Below are 20,186 nucleotides of genomic sequence, written 5' to 3'. Positions count from 1 at the left end.
GCAACTTAAAAAGTATATACGTTAATGTCGAATCCGAAAAGACTTTGTCGTTAATTTTTACAATATCTTTACAAAGTATTAATATTATTAAAATATTTCTATGGTATTGATTTCTAAATAAATTTACGAAATTTTAAAAAACGCAAAAAAAAAGCGGAAACTCCGCTTTTTTTACTTAGCAATTGAAATTTTTGCAGGTTCAGCGTGTTCAGCCGGAGGATGAAATTCATCTTCCATTTTAGAAACAACAACAGTTGCAACACCATTTCCAATGAGATTTGTGATCGCCCGGGCTTCAGACATGAAACGGTCCACTCCGAGCAGTAAGGCGATGCCTTCAACCGGAATCATCGGGAATGCAGCAAGCGTTGCTGCCAATGTGATAAAGCCGGATCCTGTTACTCCTGCTGCCCCTTTAGATGTCAGCATCAGAATTCCAAGAAGGGTCAGCTGCTGCCAAATACTGAGATCTACTCCATATGCCTGTGCAATAAACATGGCCGCCATTGATAAATAGATTGAAGTGCCGTCCAAGTTAAAGGAGTAGCCTGTCGGAATGACCAGTCCCACAACAGATTTTGAGCATCCGTATTTCTCCATCTTCTCCATCATCTTCGGAAGTGCGGATTCTGATGAAGATGTTCCAAGTACAAGCAGGATCTCTTCTTTAATAAAAGCGATAAATTTTATAATGCTGAAGCCATAATATTTTGCAATTGCCCCTAAGACAAAGATGATAAATAGGAACATGGTGATATACACAGATCCCATCAGCTTACCGAGAGCAACAAGCGATCCTAATCCAAATTGTCCAATCGTGTACGCCATTGCACCGAAAGCCGCGAATGGTGAAACTTTCATAATCATGTTTACAACACCGAAGAAAATATCTGTCAGCCTTTCAAACAAAACGACAACCGGTTTTGCTTTTTCCCCAATAGAGGCCATTGAGATTCCAAACAAGACAGCAAAGAATAAGATCGGGAGCAGTTCTCCCTCAGCCATTGCGCCTACAACATTCTCAGGAATAATGCCGACTACAAAGTCAATGAAACCATGACTTGTTTCTTCTGCCTGTTCCGTATACTGAGATACATCTCCGCCCTCAACGGCATCTGTGTTGAAGCCTTCGCCAGGCTTTACAATTCCTACTACAATAAGTCCGATTGCAAGCGCAAAGGTCGTCACAATTTCAAAATACAGGAGGGCCTTGCCTCCGATTCTTCCGACCTTCTTTAAGTCACCCATGCTGCCAATTCCGATTACAACCGTAAAAAAGATAATTGGCGCAATCACCATTTTAATCATTTTGATAAAGACATCCGCTAAAACTTTCAGCTCAATCCCAAAGCTTGGAAACAAAAAACCAACAGCAATACCTAAAATAATTCCGATAATGACCTGAACCGTTAAATTCTTAAAGTTAATTTTCATAGTATCCTCCATTCTTTTTATTGTTAGCGCTTACAAGAATACCTTTATATTAACTGATAATTTAGACATCATTTCGTTTTGGTATTATTGTTCTTTTTGGTCTTTTTGGTCACGAAAAGCGGAACCGACTGTTTAGCCCCGACAGGCAGATAAGGATTCACCGGAAAAGTCCGGGTTTGACTTTTTCGGGGAATCTGTTCTGACCGAGGGGTTAGGAGGTGGAGCTAGACATCACGAAAAGCGGAGCCGACTGTTCAGCGCCGACAGGCAGATAAGAATTCGCCAGAAAAGTCCGGGTTTGACTTTGAAGCCGCACGCTTCACCAATCTCTTTATAGCGAAAATGGAGATTTTTATAGCGGATTTATTGACTTTATTAGCCGTTTTCTTGATGCATTTAGCCATTTTCAGGTTTTATTTAGCCAAATGATTTTTTTGATTTCTTCTAAATTTTGCTTATTTAGTCGTTTTCCTTTTCTATTATCATTTATTCTGTCATTTTAGCTAAATCTTGCCGAATGCTTCATTAATAGAAAAACCGCTGCATTACAGGCAGCGGCCAATCATTTATTATCGTACATTCCGAATATCCTCAATCCAACGATTCCCATACTCAGTGGAATACGTTTCATAAAGCGGCTTGAACACCTTACGCCACCTATCTTTTTCGGCTTCACTCAGTTCATAGATTTTCATCTTGGAATTTTGTTTCATTCTAATTAGCTGTGAGTCATTCATCTTTTTTGATTCTTTAAGCATCCACTCAGTCGTTTCATCCATGGCTTTTTGAATTTGAGTTTGCAGTTCAGGTTCCAGACTGTTCCAGAATTCTGCATTCATTAAGACAGAATAGCCTAAATAGCCATGGTTCGAAACCGTCATGTCTTTTTGCAGTCGATAAAATCCTTTTGAATAAATATTTGAAATCGTATTTTCCTGGCCGTCAAATTCATTTCCTTCCAGAGCGATGTAAACATCATTGAAGGAAGAAGCTTTTGGAATGGCACCCAGCAATTCAAACTGTTTTGCAATTATATCACTTGGCATTATTCTAAAGCGCTGTCCTGAAAAATCCTCAGGCTCGATCAACGCCCCGTTGCTGCTTGTCATTTGTTTGAAGCCATTTCCCCACAAAGCGAGGCCCTTAATATTTTCACTTTCAAGTTCAGCCAGCAGCCGTTCTCCAACTTCCCCTGTATATACGTTTTGTACATGCTGCTCATCCTGAAAAATAAAAGGCAAATCAAGCACTTGCCATTCAGGGATGACCTCTGTCATTTTTGAATAAGAAGGAGCAATCATTTGAACGTCGCCCTTTTTAAGCGCATTCAGCTCTTTTTCATCTGAATACATAATTTCGTTCGGAAAAACTTCCACTTTTATTTTTCCATCAGTCCGGTCTGCAATAATCTCAGCAAATTTTTCTGCAGCCCGTCCCTTAGGTGTATTTTCAGCAACCACATGACTGAACTTAATGACAATTTGATCACTCAAACCATGCTGTTCATCGTCATCTTCTATTTCGTGCATGGGATCATGTGAAAAAACTGCCACTAAAAAGAGCACAGTTAAAAGACTTGAGCTAATAAACCATTTCATACTATCCACCGTTTCAACAATTTTTTAGTAGATTCATTGTATCATGAGATTTTGGTGCATGTTACAATGAAAGATATTTTATTCTTCAGAATAATGAGGAACCAATATGAGACGAATTTCAATCTTATGGAAAATTACAGGCTTAATCTTCTTTATATTAGGGTTTTCTCTTTTTCTGGCAGGAATTGTTTTAATCGGCAATTATATAAGCGGAAAAGAAGAAGAGTTAAAGGCGCGTTCATTCGTAACAGCGCAGACGATCGCCGAACTTCCTGAAGTGAAAGAAGCTCTTGAAAGCAGACAGAATAATCTTAATAAAGTAATCGACCGCCTAAGAATCATCAACAACGCAAATTATATTGTTGTTTTAAACATGGATCGCGAAAGACTGACACATCCCGTACATGACAGGATTGGTACCCGCTCACAGGGAAACGATGAGGGCCCGGCCTTTGCAGAACACTCCTACACATCTAAGGCAAATGGAGAAATCGGGACCGTCATGCGTGCATTTGTCCCTGTCATGAACGATGACCATGAACAGATTGGAGTCGTCCTTGCGGGTTACAAACTTCCAGTCTTTATAGAAGTGCTGCAAAGCCTTGTGTTTGAAATCTTCATCACATCAAGTCTCTCTTTATTATTTGGGGGCTGGGGCGCCTGGATTCTGGCACGGCAAATTAAAAGACAGATGTTTCACCTGGAGCCGCATGAAATTGCAAGGCTCCTTGTCGAGCGCACTGAAACATTCAATGCCATGCACGAAGGTGTAATAGCTATTGATACGAATGAAAAGATTACTATTTTTAATAATAAAGCCATGAAAATGATGCGGATTAACGGTCACGTGATTGGAAAATCCATCAGAGAAGTCATTCCAGATACCGCCTTGCCTGAAATTCTCAAACTTGATCATGCGATATACAGCAAAGAACTCAATGTCGGCAACCTGAACATTTTAAGCAACCGGGTTCCGATTAAAGTGAGCGGCCAAACGGTTGGAGCTGTGGCCATCTTTCAGGACCGGACCGAGGTGAAAAAGATGGCGGAAGAATTAACTGGCGTACGGGCCTTTGTAAACGCTTTACGTGTCCAAAATCATGAATACAATAATAAGCTCCATACGATTGCAGGTCTGATACAGCTCGGGAATCACGAAAAAGCGCTCCAATTTGTCTTTCAAACGACTGAAGAGCAAGAAGAACTGATTCAATTTTTGAGTAAGAACATCAAAGATGAGAGTATGGCGGGATTGCTGCTCAGTAAAATCCGCCGGGGGACCGAACTTGGAATCAGCGTGGAAATTGACCGCAACAGCCAGTTTAATAGGTTCCCAGATAAGCTTGATCATCATGATTTTGTTCTTATCCTTGGGAACCTGATTGAAAATGCATTTGATTCTTTTAAACACCATCAAGTTCCCTTCCCTCATATTTTTATCAGCATCGAGCAGGATGCAGAAATACTGACACTCATAGTCGAGGATAATGGAAGCGGAATAAAAGCAGCAGATTACCCCCGCATTTTTGAACAGGGCTTTTCTACAAAGGGAGGCCGGGAACGGGGAATCGGGCTTTATTTAGTCAATCAGCTTGTTCAGCAGGCAAATGGCACGATCATGGCGGAGTCTGAAGAAGGTGCGGGAACAAGTTTTACAGTTACTTTTTATATGGAGGAGATTTGATGCAGGTCAAACCAGTTTCCGTACTTCTGATTGAAGATGATTTAATGGTTCAGGAAGTGAATCGGGAGTTTTTAAATAGAGTGAATGGTTTTGAGGTTATTGGCATCGCATCAAATGGTGCCGAAGGCCTGGAGCTTGTGCGAATGCTTGCTCCTGATTTGATTTTGATTGATATGTATATGCCCAAAATGAATGGTCTTGAGACCATTCAAGCCATTCGGGCTGAAGGACATGCCTCTGATATTATTGCGATAACGGCCGCAAGTGATATGGAAACAGTCCGAAATGTTCTGCTTCACGGAGCCGTGGATTATTTAATGAAACCATTCAAATTCGAACGGCTGAAGCAATCACTTGAAAACTATTCAGCCTACCGCAGCAAGCTGAAAGATAAATCCCGGCTGACACAAAATGAACTTGATTCAATCAGGTTTCAAAAAGAAGAGCTTAAAGAGAAAAAGGATTTGCCAAAAGGATTGCATGAGGTGACTCTTTATAAAATTCTCACCTATCTCAAAGATCAAAGCGCTCCTGCATCAGCTGAGAATGTAGCCTCAAGCGTGGGAATTGCCAGAGTAACAGCAAGACGATATCTTGAACACCTTGAACGAGAAGGAAAATTAGAGATTGATATTCAATATGGCGGTGTCGGGAGGCCTGTCAACAAGTATCTTATTTCAGGAAGAGCTTAGTTGCATAGTTCATAGTTATCCTTGAGCACTCAAACAGGACTTCTCCCTCAATTTTGGGAATCATATCTACCCTTTGAGTATCCAAACAGGATTTCTTTCTCTATTTGAGGAATCATAGCATAGCTGCCCTTTGAGTACTCAACCAGGACTGTTCCTTTGAGTACCCAAACTGGACTTCTCTCTCGATTTGGGGACTCATAGCTACTCTTTGAGTACTTAAACAGGACTGTTCTCTCGATTTGGGGACTCATAGCTACTCTTTGAGTACTCAAACAGGGTTTCTTTCTCTATTTGAGGAATCATATCTGCCCTTTGAGTACTCAAACAGGACTGTTCTCTCGATTTGGGGACTCATAGCTACTCTTTGAGTACTTAAACAGGACTGTTCTCTCGATTTGGGGACTCATAGCTACTCTTTGAGTACTCAAATAGGATTTCTAGCGCGGATTGGGTACTCATAGCTACCCTTTGAGTACCCGAACAGGATTTCTAGCGCGGATTGGGGATTCATAGCTACTCTTTGAGTACCCAAACAGGACTGTTCTCTCGATTTGAGGAATCATAGCTACTCTTTGAGTACTCAAACTGAACTTCTCACGTAATTTTAGGGACTCATAGCTACTCTTTGAGTACCCAAACAGGAATCATAACTGCCATTTGAGTAATCAAACATGACTTCTCTCTCGATTTGGAGACTCATAGCTACTCTTTGAGTCTCCAAACAGGACTGTTCTCCGGTATTTGGGAACTCATATATAGCGGTTCATCCTCTAATTCACCTTTTCTCCCCCACAGCATCAAGCTGTCAAAACAACAAAAAAAGGGTGCGAAATTGCTGTGGAATTTCGTACCCTTTTTCATTATGACTTAACAGTAATTTTCTCAAGCGGCTGAGCATTTCCGTAAACCGGATACTCGCGTTTTGTCGGTGCTGCCCAAATAGCTGCATTCACTAATACCTTTTGAATTTCTTTGTTATGGTAAGTCGGGTATGTTTCATGACCAGGGCGGAAATAGAAAATCTTTCCGTTTCCTCTTTGGTATGTGCATCCTGAACGGAATACTTCTCCGCCTTCAAACCAGCTGACAAATACTAATTGATCTGGTGCCGGAATATCAAAATGCTCTCCGTACATTTCTTCTTTTTCAATTTCGATGTACTCGCCGATTCCTTCAGTAATTGGATGAGAAGGATCAACAACCCATAGACGCTCTTTGTCGTCGGCTTCGCGCCATTTAAGATCACAAGATGTACCCATCAGCTTTTTAAAGATTTTTGAGAAATGTCCTGAATGAAGAACAACTAAGCCCATTCCTTCAAGTACACGTTTTTGAACTCGCTCAACGATTTCATCAGAGACCTCATCATGTGCAAGGTGTCCCCACCAGAAAAGAACGTCAGTCTCGCTTAATACTTCTTCTGTTAACCCGTGCTCAGGCTGATCAAGTGTTGCAGTTGCTGCATCCATTCCGTTTTCTTTTAAGAAATTAGCGATGGCACCGTGAATGCCATCAGGGTAAATTTCTGCTACTTTTGGATTTTTTTGTTCATGGCGGTTTTCGTTCCAAACTGTAATTTTCATTGTGAAATCTCCCTATAATGAATTATTTTTAATATTTAAGCTAATCTTTCTATTTCAATATACAATATTCCAGCCTATTAATTAAGCCAAATTATTTAATTGACCCTTTCATTACTCCGCTGATGATCCATTTTTGTGCAAAAACATAGACAATAATCATCGGAATCAGTGCAAGCAGATACGAGGCAAATGCCAGGTTATAGTCTGTGCTGAACTGTGATTGGAAAATATACTGCACAAGCGGCAATGTTGCCATGTCACTGTCGCTCAGAACGACGAGCGGCAGCAGAAAATCGTTCCATGCCCCAAGACATGTAAGGATGGCCACAGTTGCATTCATTGGTGCAAGCAGCGGGAAAATGACCTTCCAGAATACTCCCCATGTTGTTGCGCCGTCTACTATTGCAGCTTCTTCCAATTCTTTCGGAATGGATCTTATATATCCTACATAGATAAAGATATTGAAAGATAGATTGTAGACAATGTACAAAATGACTAATCCCACAAGATTATCCATGCCCCACAATGCTGTTTGTCTTACGATTGGAAGCATAATGATCGGGAAAGGGATGAACATCGCACTAACAAAATAGTAAAATGTGAATTTATAAAACTTTTTATGCATGTTGCGTGCAATCGCATAAGCGACCATAGAATTCGTCAGGACAGTAAAAATAACGACTAATACAGTGACGAAAACGCTGTTTTTTAATGCATTGAAGAAATTCGTCATTTCTATCGCTTTCGCAAAGTTGTCAAAAGACCATGACTGCGGCAGAGCAAGCAAGTTTCCCGCAAGCTCCTGCGGTGTTTTAAAGGCAATGGTAATGGTTAAGTACAGCGGCAGGATAATGAACATTGCCCCTAAAATCAAGAGTATGGTGACAGGCCAGTTTGTCTTTTTGCTGATCATCAGTTGCCCACCTCTCTTTTTTCAAGAATCTTAAGCTGAAAGATAGAAAAGATAACAATAACAATAAAGTAAATGACCGCATTTGCAGACTGATAGGCAAATTCTCCGCCCTGAAAGCCGCCTCTATAGATCAGAAGCGAAATCGATTCTGTTGATTGACCGGGTCCTCCGCCTGTAAGGGCAACGATCTGGTCAAAAACCATCAGAAAACCTTTCATCGACAAAATCATATTAATTGTAAAAAATGGTGCAATCAGCGGAAAGGTGATTTTCCAGAACTTTGTCCAAATTCCAGCACCGTCAATGCTTGCAGCTTCATATAAATCCTCAGTAATGGTTACAAGACCTGCAAGGTACAAGATTGTATTGAACGCGATTGCCTGCCAAACAGCTACGATAACGATACCAACCCAGGCAAGGTTCGGATCACCCAGAATATTTTTAGATAATGCCTCGATTCCAAGGCCGCCTGCGATATCAGGCAGAAAATGCGTGAAAATGAAGTTGAAGATAAAACCAACGATCAGAATACTTAAGATATAAGGCATGAAATAGACAGCTCGAAGTGTTTTTTGAAACTTAATCTTTGCATTAAGCCCCATTGCCACAAGCAAGCTGAAAAAATTCACAAGAATCGTAGAAATAATGGCAAACTGAAAGGTGAAGCCGTACGCATTGAGTGCTCTTTCATCTTTAAATACATTCAGATAGTTTTTCAGACCGACAAAGTTCCACTCCCCGTATCCTCTCCAGTCCGTAAAACTGTAGAATATCCCCTGAAGGGCAGGATACGTATGAAAAATAAAGAATAAGAGAACAGCAGGAACAGTCATGATGAGGAATACTTTGTTTTTATTATTCATTGATTTATCTCCCTTCATAGAAATGCGGAACCGCATGTTTAGCCCAGGCATGGCAGATATGGATTCACCGGAAAAGTCCGGTTGTGACTTTTTCTGAGAATCTGTTCTGACCGAGGGGGTAGGCGGTGCAGCTGGACAAAATAAAAATTATTAGCGATCCTCAACCTTCTCCCACTCTCTATCCATTTTCTTCAAGAAAGCGTTTTTCTTTTTCTCGATCAGAAATTCCTGAAGAATGTTTTCTGCTCCCATTCCTGCTGGAAAATAGTGATCTTGGAAACTGGTGATTTTTCCTTTTTCAAAGTTTTCTTTTATTCCTTCGAAAACCGGATCCTCCTGATAAACTCCCTTTATTGCAGAGAAAGCCTTTTGCTCATCAATGTAACGTTTTGCTGTCTCTTTCTTCAGCATAAACGCAAGGAATTTTTCGGCTTCTTTTTTGTGCTCGCTGTCTTTGCTGATGGTCAGCAGAACATCAACACCTGAAACAAGATTGTTTTTCTCTGGGTCGTTGGTTACAGGCATCGGAAAAACGCCAAGCTCTGCTTCAGGATTTGCTTTTAAAATCTCAGGAATCGCCCAGTTCCCCTGAATATACATGACACCCTCGCCTGCTGCGAACGCATTGTTGCCATCGCCGTAGGCAATTCCAAAGTTGTCTTTGTGTCCGTATTCTGTAAGGGTCAGCATCTTGTCTGCGACTTCATCGTAGCTCTTTACAAATGACGTCTGTCCAGAGCTTTTCTTTTCTGCAAATTCTTCGCCTGCCAGATTTCCTCCAAGAGAGTTCAAGGAAATCATTCCAGTCCATGCATCTTTAAGAGTCAAATAGATTGGTATTTCGCCAGCAGCTTTTGCTTTTTCCAATACGGCGATAAATTCATCCCACGTTTTCGGAACTTCAAGGCCAAGCTCTTCAAACTTCAGTTTGTTATAGATCACCGTGTTTGCGTTTGTCGCATATGGCAGTCCGTAGACCCCATCTTTTTCAGGGCCTACTAAGCGGTCAATCATGTCGAGATAGGAAGGCTGGATGGAATCGATAAGTTCTGTATCCGCAAAATCCTCAAGTACTCCTGCTCTTCCCAATTCACCGTATGTAGCATTTCCTGCAATCAGCATAACGTCAGGAATGTCATTCTTAATAAGCTTTGTCCGCAGCACGGTTTCTGCTTCCGGAGGAGAATCAAATTTGATCCTGATATCTGGATTTTCTGCTTCAAACTCTTCTATCAGACCTTTATATGTATTGATATTTTCAGATTTGTTGGAGAAAAGATTCAGCGTGACTTTCCCGTCCGCTTCTTCCCCTGAAGAGCACCCCGCCAATATGGCAGCCCCAAGCACCATGCCTGCGGCAAGTACAGTAATTTTCTTGATCATTCATTTCGCCTCCCAGTTCAGAATAAGTAAACGTTTACTCTTTTCAGCAAAAAAATAATTGGCGCTCTTCCCGCGTAAACGTTTACGTCATTTACAAAAAAGAAGAAGCTATTCCTCTTTTTTTATTACACTGCTTCTTTCCTTAATGGAATGCGGCATAATCCGGCTTTCTACGAGCTGATCACCATTGATCATGTCAAATATCATTTTTGCTGCCTTTTCTCCCATTTCATAAAAGGGCTGAGCAAGTGAAGTTAACGGGGGTATCGACATTTCGGCAATACTCAAGTTATCGTAGCCGATAATCGATAATTCCTCGGGTATTCTTATGCCCTGCTGATAAGCTTCTGAAATCGCTCCAAAAGCAATTTCATCGCTTGCCGCAAAGATAGCTGTCACTTCAGGTGCCTGCTGTCTCATTTTCTTTAATCCTTCTATGCCGTCTGCAAAGGTAAATCCTTCACTGCAGACAATCTGTCTGTCATGAACAGGCAAGCCGTGATCTATTAACGCATTCATAAATCCATCAATTCTTGGTTTTCCTGCTATAAGATCATTTTGATTTCCGCTGATCATGCCGATGCGCGTGTGGCCTTTCTTAATTAAGTACTGAGCGGCAGAGTACGCCGCATGCCTGTCATCCACTTTGACGTATGGCACTGAATAAGCACGTGATTCCGTCGATAAAAGGACTAGGGGAATATTCATTTTCTGAATAAATTCATAGTACTCCTCTTTTAGAATTTCACTTGTGAAAATAATTCCGTCAACACGCTTTTCATTGAGCAATTGCAGGTATTTCATTGTTTTTGAACCATTGGACTCTGTATGGCAGACAATCACGCTTGATCCAAGCTGATGAGCTGCTTTTTCTATTCCGGCTAACAGTTCCGTTACGAGCATACTCGAAAGTGCCGGAAATAATACACCAATCGTCGACGTTTTCTTATTGATAAGTCCTCTTGCAATGGCATTTGGATGGTAGTCCAATTCTTCAATCGCTTCAAGAACCTTCCGTTTTGTTTTTTCAGAGTAACCCTTCTGATTATTCAGAATCCTTGAAACAGTTGCAATCGAAACATTCGCCTTTTTTGCTACATCTTTGATGGTATAATTCATTTCCCATCTTCTCCCTGCTTTCACGTAAACGTTTTCGTAAATTTATAGTACCACCTTATGAAAGCATTTACAATATGGTAATAATTAATTTTTTTCTACCCTTGAGAGATATCAATTCTTGAAACATACTTGAGCAATTTGCTTTTGATTCCCAAAAAAAGAGCCCGCAATGGACTCTCACTTCTTCTACTTCCACAAAAATCTGCCGACTTCCTCATCGACTTCTTTATTCTCATGCAATCCATTATGTGTTGCTTTCTTCGACACGATGACTTGTTCCCGGTAATGATCTGTGTCGACTACATTTTTTAAGGAAGTTGCACTCTTGACTGAGACCAGACCGTCGCCATCTTCTTTTTTACTGATTTTACCTGCAATGAGTACACTTGTGTATTTGTATCAAAGTTATCCTTTTCTGAATATAATTCCTGAATCGCCTGTGAACCGGCAATTAGATCATGCTTTTTCTCATGATATCGTTTTTCAAATACTTCCCTCTTAATGCCTTTAAAAGGAGTTCCGATTGTAACGAGCTTTTCTACTTTAGGAAACTCTTTTTCCTGTCTTGTTTCCTGAATATAATTGACAGAAACTAAGCCTCCCATTGAATGTGCAACGATATTAATTTTATCGTAACCATATTTTTCTTTTAAAAGTTTAAAGATATTGCCGAGTTCTATGCTTGTCTTCTCAAAATTCGAATCGCTGTCTTCAAAATAAACCTGGATAAGGGGATTTTTCACTTTTTCGTCTGTCAGAGACTTACACTCCGCGACTCTCTTATCAGAGGTGCAAACAAGAGTTTTTTCTCCCCATTCATAATCCGACTGAAATCTTTCCATCATGCCTTCGAACGAATTCAGCGTGCCTCTATAGCCATGCACAAAGACCGTCGGCGTTCCTTCGTGCTTTACATCACTGGCTCCATTTGTAATCTCAGGCTTTATAGACTGAACGATAAAAACGATTGCTGCTAAACTGATAGCTGCTATAAGTGCGATATTCTTTTTTAATTTCATTTTTGGTATCCTCTCGTCTTCTGCAATTTTCTTGTCGTAAGCTATATGTATACCCTTTTTTTTACTTTAAAACGGGCAACTCACCGGTTATTTTAGATAACTGTTATCTCTGCTTTCTATCTATTCTGTGTTTTTTTACACCTAAATTTTGCTTGCGAAGTTGAATGCCCCTTTCTGCGAGTTGAACCGGGATTCTTGCGAGTTGGAGTTGCATTTTCGCTAATTGGCCAGCGATTTTTGCGAGTTGGGCTCCCCGATACCATGTCTGATGCTCTATACACAGCTGAAACTCTTTAATTTTATGCTGAATCTTTTTTTAACTGGCCAACGGCAGCTAGAAATAGGCATTATTATGAGGTTTTTTCATTGGAATTTGAGCCTTGCGAATTGAATGCCCCTTTCTGCGAGTTGAAACGGGATTCCTGCAAGTTGGAGTTGCATTTTCGCTAATTGGCCAGCGATTTTTGCGAGTTGGGCTCCCCGGTACCATGTCTGATGCTCTATACACAGCTGAAACTCCTTAATTTTATGCTGAATCTTTTTTTAACTAGCCAACGGCAGCTAGAAAATAGGCATTATTATGAGGTTTTTTCATTGGAATTTGAGCCTTGCGAATTGAATGCCCCTTTCTGCGAGTTGAAACGGGATTCCTGCGAGTTGGAGTTGCATTTTCACTAATTGACCAGTGATTTTTGCGAGTTGGCCTCCCTGGTACCATGTTTGATGCTCTATACACACCCGAAACTCTTTAATTTTATGCTGAAACTTTTTTTAACTGGCCAACGGCAGCTAGAAATAGGCATTATTATGAGGTTTTTCCTTGGAATTTGAGCCTTGCGAATTGAATGCCCCTTTCTGCGAGTTGAAACGGGATTCCTGCGAGTTGGAGTTGCATTTTCGCTAATTGAATAGCGATTTCTGCAAGTTGGATCCCCGGTACCATGTTTGATGCTCTATCCACACCCGAAATTCTTTAATTTTATGCTGAATCTTTTTTTAACTGGCCAACGGCAGCTAGAAATAGGCATTATTATGAGGTTTTTTGGAATTTTCGCTCCCTACTTTGTTTCTGGTAATATAGGAAGCTATTAAAAATGAACCCGTCCTTAGATTCCCCCAATATAAATTATTATGAAAAGTCCCAATAAATATAGATTATACAAAAATTTAACGATATTTTATGCCAAAATTCTACATGGAATTGAGGGTTTCAATGCAAATTCCCCCAATTTACGACATGAATAATTCGAATTATAATGAGAACTGTGAATATTCAAAAGATTACGAAAATAGGGGGATTGAATTGGCAAACCGTAAGTTAAAGAACATTTTAGCAACTATGACGATGAGTGCTTTATTACTGTCATCTGTCATTCCGTACAACGTGTTGGCAGCGACATCAACACCGATCGATCCTCTTCGTCAGGAAGCAAGCGCTCCACAGTTGACGAAAGAACAAATTGCGGCATTGAATCAGATCAGCATAGGTGGTCCGAAAATTTCGCCGAACATCAACACATCAAGCGCGGAACCTGTTCGCGTCATTGTTGAATTCATGCAAGCACCGGCAAAAGTAGCGGTGATGCAGGCACAAGTAGCTGGAGATGAGACAACCTTAAAAGAAGAGAAACAAGCAGTAAGTGATGCGCACAAACAATTCCGTTCATTTATCGAAGGGTTGTCTACGCGTCAAGCGAGCGTCAATGCGGTCACTGCAAAAAATGCAGCTGGAACTTCATCTGATATCCAAATTACGCATGAGTTTCAGAACGCGTTGAACGGGGTAGCGATGACACTTCCAGGAACAATGGTCGAGAGACTGTTTGATTCCGGTCTTGTCAGACATGTCCTTGCGGACGAAAAGGTCACAATCGACCCGATTAAACCAACGGCTGTGTCACAAAAAAGCGTGGAAGGACTAGAAGAAAATAGTATCCCACTTCCTGGTATTGATGCGATTCATAACGAAGGCATTAAAGGGAACGGCGTGAAAGTCGGCGTTTTAGATACAGGAATTGATTACAACCATCCGGATTTAACGGATGTGTATAAAGGGTACCGAAAACAAGAAGGCGTTGATCCAACTAAGATTAACCCGAGTTCGGTTAAAGGGTGGGATTTCGTCGATAACGATGCAGATCCGATGGAAACAACATATGATGACTGGGTGAATGCAGGTAAGCCAGGAATACCAGGCCGTGAATACCCGACGTCCCACGGTACGCACGTATCTGGAACAATCGCAGCACAATCGAAAGCCAATGTCGAATATCCGGGACAAGGGGTTGCCCCTGGCGTTGATTTATATGTCTACCGCGTACTAGGTCCTTACGGTTCTGGTTCTTCGAGCGGGATTGTTGCAGGAATTGACAAGTCAGTTAGTGACGGCATGAAAGTCATTAACATGTCTCTTGGTGCATCGAGTAACAATCCACTATCAGCAGAAGCAATCGCGGTTAACAATGCGACATTAGCTGGTGTAACGTGCGTCATTGCAGCAGGAAACTCAGGTAATTATGCATATACACTTGGCACACCTGGAGCAGCAGCGCTTCCGATTACGGTTGGTGCAAGTGACTTCGCGATGTCGATTCCGACCGCAACGGCGACAGTTGGAAACGAAACGTTCACCAACTTTAAATTGCTTGGAAAAGGGTTCAATGACCACGTGGAAACACTTGCGAATAAAACGTATCCAGTTGTGTTTGTTGGCTTAGGTGGCGAGGATGATTTCAAAGATGTTGATTTGCACGGAAAAATAGCATTGATAGCGCGTGGAACCTATGCGCTTAGTGAAAAAATTGTGAATGCACAAAAAGCAGGCGCAGTGGCGGCAATCATGTATAACAATATCGACGGCGACATCGATAACTATTTAGCAAGTAATATTGGGTTTATCCCAACATTCCGCATGTCAAAAGCAGACGGCGAACGCTTAAAAGCAGCAGCAGAAACTGCGTCGATCACGTTTACTGAAATCGGGTCAATAGTAACAGAAGGTAACCATTTGGCTAGCTTCAGTTCAAGAGGACCCGTTACGTCAACCTATGACATTAAACCGGACGTTGTGGCTCCTGGGGTATCGGTTTACTCGACGTATCCAGAATTTATCCACAGTCCAGAACCAGGAATTGATTACTCACAAGCATATGCTCGTATTTCGGGTACATCAATGGCTTCTCCGCACGTAGCAGGGATTGCTGCACTGATTTTACAAGCACACCCAGATTACAAACCGGCTGATGTCAAAGCAGCGTTGATGAATAGTGCGGACAAACTAAACGGCGACTATTCCGTGTACGAAGTAGGCGCAGGTGAAGTAGATGTAGCAGAAGCCGTTCATAACGTGATGGCATTCAAGGTACAAGACACCACGATAATAGGTGATGGAAATGGTGGATTTATAGAGAACGCGTATGAAAAAGGCGCATTGACGTTTGGTGCGGTTTACAAAAAAGACGATAGCACAAACACAACAAACCGTACGATTGTCTTTAAAAACCGCGGTACCCAAGCGAAAACATTCGACGTTTCGGCAGAATATAGTAAACCGATTGATAATGTAAGTGCACATGTAAGTGACGCAGTAGCGAACAATGTAACCGTAACGACTTCTTCAGCATCTGTGACGGTCGCTGCAGGGGGGGCAACAAATGTAACGGCAACGGTTAACATACCTGCGAGCGCAGAGATGGGACAATATGAAGGGTATGTGAACATTGTCAACCATGACAATCCAAACGAACACTATCGCATTCCGTTCGCGACTCGCTTCGTTGAAAAAGGAATCGGAGACGTTGAGATCTCGGGTCCAGCAATCACAACGATGCCTTGGCGTCATCCATGGATGGCACCTCAAACTCGCTATATCAAATTCAGATTAAACAGCCCGATGAAAGATTTATGGGCGATCATCTATGATAAAGACGGCAAAGTACTTGGAGCAAGTTCGTTAAAACCATTTAGCTTAAACGGTGCGCCTCTTGATACGGAACTAAGAACAGTATTCTCGCCATCGTATTATCCGTTTATCGGCGATCCGAATGATGAAAAAACAGACATCAATCAGCCAATGGCGAAACTGCCAGAAGGTGATTATACAATCAAACTTCGTACAACAGATGCAGATGCGGTGAGATACGAGGTCGCGAATCAAAAGTTTATCATCGATAACACGTTACCGAAGTTGACGTTTAAAGACGACCGTAAACCTGGCGTCTATGAGCTAAGTGATTCGGACTTTACAGATGAACAGGGGCAAGACGGAAATACGTACCATGCGTTTTGGCTTCATCCGAATGTATGGGACGAAGGAACGGCAAAATTAGCACCTTTAGGCTTCACACAGTCTGATAATAAGCTATACTATTACTTCAATCAAAAAGCTACAGCGAACGGCGATTTCCCACTTGATGCAAACGGAGATACAAAAATCGGAATTGAACAATCTGATATTGAGAATGGTCCAGCAACAGTCAAACTAATACCTATGGATATGGCGAGAAATGCGGAACTTTTAAATGAATCCTATTCATATGCATTCGTCAAAAAAGGCACACCTTATGTGGTACCATCTTACGATAAGGAAAAAGTTTATCTAGATGATACGTTGACGATGACATTAAATCTAAATAACGTAAAGGATTTGATGGCTGGAAACTACAATGTTGGATTCTATGATTGGCTCTTCCAGTTCCAAAGCGTAAAAGTGAACCCAGAATTCCAGCAGTATGCGGATGCAAACGGATTAACAGTCAGTGTTGATGAACCAACTGTGAAGGATCACCCTGAATATCCAGGTAATAAAGACATGGTGAATGCGGGCGCTCATATCAGCGGCGGTGCTAACTTCGAAGGAGTCGACTTCGATAACATGCCATTCCTTGATGTGACATTTAAACTGTATGATGACGGTAAGTACGGATCCTACTATGACACGATGAACGTCGAAGATAATACAGTGCCATTCACGTATACACAATACGGTGAGCAAGAACCGGTTGTCATCCCATCATTCAACCAAATGAACCATTATAAAATCATACCAAAGGACAATCATGTGGTATCTTTTCTCCACCTTGAAGCGTTCTATATGAACTGGACGATGGATTATTCAATCATAGGAGCGAAAGCATACGCGCAATTGACAGACGGGACAAAAGTGCCAGGAACGATTGCCAAAAACGGTTTTGTAGATATCAAGCATCTTCCTTTGTCGAAAGATCCAATCGAAATTGTCGTCGAAGCACCTGGACACTTGAAAAGCATTCAGAAACTGACGCTTCCTGGTACGAAAACACCGTGGGGCGAAGTCGTCGGTGAGTATATACAAAAACAAGGTGCTCAACCAGTTGCAGTAGCCGGTGATGTGAATCAGGACGCGATGATTGATATTTATGATGTCCAACAGGTTGTCGCCTTTTACGGCAAGGAAAATAAAATGGCAGATATTAACCAGGATGGCATTGTGAACGAATCGGATATTCGCCTTATCGAAAAGAACTACTTGAAAGTTGGCCCGGATGTACCTAAAAATAAGAAACCGAAAGAAAAATTAGGAAACAAAAGATTAGAAGATTTCTTGCGTGCAATTGGTCTAGAGCCGAAAAAATAAGCAGTCCAGTTCTATTGTACGCATTGAAATAACTATTTTAGAGCCAATTAGATATGTTGACAACATCTCATGTACAAACTACAGATTGGCTCTAGATGAATTACATGATTAACAAGGACCGGTGACGCTTCATACGTTACCGGTTTTTTTAAAACTTTATATCTCTGTTCTATAGGGATAAGCAGGAACAAATGTTATTTTATGTTTAATAAGAGTTTTTAGATTTTTTTCGAATACCTTCTTGTTATTTAAATCAAAGTCAATTTGCAGAATATTTAACGGAGAAAGGGTTACGATATGACCCAAAAACTCCATTTATATTACGATCGAGGAAAAGTACCGCAGCCGGATCTTATTGTAGGCGGTATAAAATATTGGTCAAAAGCAACGGCTCAAGCGTATTGTGAAAAAGAAAAAAATCGATTGAAAACGTTGTAAGGAAACAAAGGGTATGAAGTTCAGGAATCTCGATGAAGGTTTAAAATGGTTTTTAATCACTAAAGAGGAAGTCATCGGCACAAATACGTTTAAATTCGTAATCAGAACGGAGAAAGAAAGCGACTTTTGGAAAAAAACGTATGATGGCGTTTAATTGGATCATGAGAATTTCATGTCAGTCAACCATCCTATACGGAAGAACCATTGACCGAATGTTACAAAGAGCAAAGTATAAGGGATAAAGGAAGCAATGAATCAGGAGGGCGGCAGCACTACAGACGGATCAGGAAGCTATACGCTTTCTATCATTCTGTTCGCGTCACTTCGGCATTAAAGAAAAAGCTAACCAGGGGGACTAATTCCCTCCAGTCAAACTCCCTCTAGATTCCGATTTCCTTTACCTATCGGCCATACCGAACGAGCAAAGAAAAGAGACTAAAAGGAAAGCAGCCGAACGGCTGCTTTTTATTTTGTTTTTTCCACCCTTTTGCGCTGCGAATCGTACAAGTACACAATCCGAGCTAACCTTCCAGCACGCCCGAGCCTCCTAGGCTACCGCCCTCCACCTGCTGAAAGCTAAGTCGGATAGTCAGCCAGTCAAGGGACAAAAAAGTTTTTTGATTAACCACACATTCGTAACATCAAAAAACTTTTTGTGCTCATCCCTTGACCGTCTGCCTATGCTCTTTGTTCGTTCTCCACGTCAAAAGGGCGAAAAATAATCCCCTTAAGGGAAATGAATCGCTCACAGCGCAAAAACAAGGGAGGAAAAAACATTGGTTAAAAACAAAGCATTAGAAGAAATCCAAGAACAATTGGATCAAGGAATTCAAGAGGTTATGACGAGTGAGAAGTTTCAGGAGTGGTTACAATTCCTTTCTAGTTTGGAAGCTCTGTTACATCTATTAATAGGTATGATTGCTATTGCTCTTTTTGTAAGATGAAGCTGAAAGATGAGGATGTTCAGGAAAATGGAAAAAGAAAAAATCTTTTGCCGTCTTCTCAGCCTTCTCTGTCTGATTTGAACAAAGGCACGCCTGAGCTTATGTGTCTTTCAACTGTTGAACTACTGTTCCTTTTAAAATTTGCTAGAAAGGAACGATCGGACATTTACAATCAACGGTATATCTTTATTCGAGCGATGAATGAAGGAGCAGACGAGTTTACAGAAGCGGAGCAATACACCTTTAGTGAATATGAAAAAGCCACTCGAAAATGCTTTGTTCTTGAAAACCTTGTCCGAGAACGGATTGGATACTATCCTGCTAAACTGACAGAATCTTATATTCAAACCCTTGCAGAAAGAATGGAAGAGTCCGCAAAAAAAGATATGGTGATCCAGCAGCCTAAGCCGATTGAAAATTAATATCGTTATGTTTATTAATTATAGAAGGGACTTTATTGATTATTAACAATAAAAAATGATGTGATATTAAACAAAGTTAGTATCATAGAACGGTGTATGAAACGGATCCATGAAGAATATGAAAATAATCCTTCCAATTTAGAGAATTTTACGAAGCAAGATTCCATTGTATTAAACCTACAGAGAGCTTGTGAAGCTAGTATTGATTTAGGCATGCATATTGTAGCAGAACGAAAACTAGGATTACCACAAAATAGTCGTGACGCTTTTACATTATTAGAATCAGAAGGAATCATCCCCTCTTCCCTTTCGCAGAAAATGAAAGCAATGGTTGGCTTCCGTAATATTGCTGTCCATGATTATCAAGAGATTAACTTAGTGATTTTACAAAAAATATTGGATTAACACCTGATTGACTTTATGCAGTACACGAAAACGATTCTTCTACATTAATAGTATTGAACTGTGCTGAAAAATTGA

General features: G+C 41.0%; 15 protein-coding genes and 1 pseudogene. 8 read left to right on the top strand and 8 right to left on the bottom strand.

Annotated elements, in window-relative coordinates; translation table 11 throughout:
• Positions 1 to 171: 171 nt before the first annotated feature.
• A complete protein-coding gene (locus LIT25_03695; GenBank protein USK34484.1) occupies positions 172 to 1,434 on the bottom strand; it encodes a dicarboxylate/amino acid:cation symporter in 1,263 nt (420 codons plus the stop codon).
• A gap of 569 nt (positions 1,435 to 2,003) precedes the next feature.
• Complete coding sequence (locus LIT25_03690) at positions 2,004 to 3,032, bottom strand: TRAP transporter substrate-binding protein (GenBank protein ID USK34483.1); 1,029 nt, start codon at positions 3,030 to 3,032, stop codon at positions 2,004 to 2,006.
• 106 nt (positions 3,033 to 3,138) lie between these two features.
• On the opposite strand from LIT25_03690, the gene LIT25_03685 reads away from it, so the two are divergent.
• Positions 3,139 to 4,716, top strand: coding sequence for a sensor histidine kinase (locus LIT25_03685; GenBank protein ID USK34482.1), 1,578 nt, complete (start codon positions 3,139 to 3,141; stop codon positions 4,714 to 4,716).
• Positions 4,716 to 5,408, top strand: a complete 693-nt coding sequence (locus LIT25_03680; protein USK34481.1) for a response regulator — start codon at positions 4,716 to 4,718, stop codon at positions 5,406 to 5,408. The genes LIT25_03685 and LIT25_03680 overlap by 1 nt, the downstream gene beginning before the upstream one ends.
• Positions 5,409 to 6,268: 860 nt before the next feature.
• On the opposite strand, the gene LIT25_03675 is transcribed toward LIT25_03680, so the two are convergent.
• From LIT25_03675 to LIT25_03650, 6 genes and pseudogenes are all read right to left on the bottom strand, one after another.
• Complete coding sequence (locus LIT25_03675) at positions 6,269 to 6,991, bottom strand: ThuA domain-containing protein (GenBank protein USK34480.1); 723 nt, start codon at positions 6,989 to 6,991, stop codon at positions 6,269 to 6,271.
• A 91-nt stretch (positions 6,992 to 7,082) separates the two neighbouring features.
• Positions 7,083 to 7,904: a carbohydrate ABC transporter permease gene (locus LIT25_03670; protein ID USK34479.1), complete on the bottom strand. Its 822-nt coding sequence runs from the start codon at positions 7,902 to 7,904 to the stop codon at positions 7,083 to 7,085.
• The gene (locus tag LIT25_03665; GenBank protein USK34478.1) at positions 7,904 to 8,767 is read right to left on the bottom strand and encodes a sugar ABC transporter permease; all 864 of its coding nucleotides are present in this window, start codon (positions 8,765 to 8,767) and stop codon (positions 7,904 to 7,906) included. The genes LIT25_03670 and LIT25_03665 overlap by 1 nt, the downstream gene beginning before the upstream one ends.
• Before the next feature lie 150 nt (positions 8,768 to 8,917).
• Complete coding sequence (locus LIT25_03660) at positions 8,918 to 10,150, bottom strand: extracellular solute-binding protein (protein USK34477.1); 1,233 nt, start codon at positions 10,148 to 10,150, stop codon at positions 8,918 to 8,920.
• A gap of 108 nt (positions 10,151 to 10,258) precedes the next feature.
• Positions 10,259 to 11,293 carry a substrate-binding domain-containing protein gene (locus LIT25_03655; protein USK34476.1) on the bottom strand — a complete coding sequence of 345 codons (1,035 nt, stop codon included), beginning with the start codon at positions 11,291 to 11,293 and terminating at the stop codon, positions 10,259 to 10,261.
• Positions 11,294 to 11,455: 162 nt separating this feature from the next.
• Positions 11,456 to 12,288, bottom strand: a pseudogene (locus LIT25_03650) (alpha/beta hydrolase).
• Positions 12,289 to 13,591: 1,303 nt separating this feature from the next.
• Here LIT25_03650 and LIT25_03645 point away from each other — a divergent pair.
• The 6 genes from LIT25_03645 to LIT25_03620 all read left to right on the top strand — a co-directional run bounded on the left by LIT25_03645 (position 13,592) and on the right by LIT25_03620 (position 20,111).
• Positions 13,592 to 17,902 carry a S8 family serine peptidase gene (locus tag LIT25_03645; protein USK34475.1) on the top strand — a complete coding sequence of 1,437 codons (4,311 nt, stop codon included), beginning with the start codon at positions 13,592 to 13,594 and terminating at the stop codon, positions 17,900 to 17,902.
• A 297-nt stretch (positions 17,903 to 18,199) separates the two neighbouring features.
• A complete protein-coding gene (locus tag LIT25_03640) occupies positions 18,200 to 18,340 on the top strand; it encodes a hypothetical protein (GenBank protein ID USK34474.1) in 141 nt (46 codons plus the stop codon).
• Positions 18,341 to 18,353: 13 nt separating this feature from the next.
• A complete protein-coding gene (locus LIT25_03635; GenBank protein ID USK34473.1) occupies positions 18,354 to 18,494 on the top strand; it encodes a hypothetical protein in 141 nt (46 codons plus the stop codon).
• 622 nt (positions 18,495 to 19,116) lie between these two features.
• Positions 19,117 to 19,284: a hypothetical protein gene (locus LIT25_03630; protein USK34472.1), complete on the top strand. Its 168-nt coding sequence runs from the start codon at positions 19,117 to 19,119 to the stop codon at positions 19,282 to 19,284.
• Positions 19,281 to 19,706 (top strand): hypothetical protein, encoded by a 426-nt coding sequence (locus LIT25_03625; GenBank protein ID USK34471.1) that lies wholly within the window; start codon positions 19,281 to 19,283, stop codon positions 19,704 to 19,706. Before LIT25_03630 ends, LIT25_03625 begins: the two co-directional genes overlap by 4 nt.
• Before the next feature lie 48 nt (positions 19,707 to 19,754).
• The gene (locus tag LIT25_03620; GenBank protein USK36147.1) at positions 19,755 to 20,111 is read left to right on the top strand and encodes a DUF86 domain-containing protein; all 357 of its coding nucleotides are present in this window, start codon (positions 19,755 to 19,757) and stop codon (positions 20,109 to 20,111) included.
• Positions 20,112 to 20,186 lie beyond the last annotated feature (75 nt).

Source organism: Bacillus sp. F19 (assembly GCA_023823795.1).
Taxonomy (GTDB): domain Bacteria; phylum Bacillota; class Bacilli; order Bacillales; family Bacillaceae; genus Bacillus_P.
The sequence above is the reverse complement of the archived record's forward strand: the minus strand, read 5'-3'. Positions and strand labels throughout refer to the sequence as shown.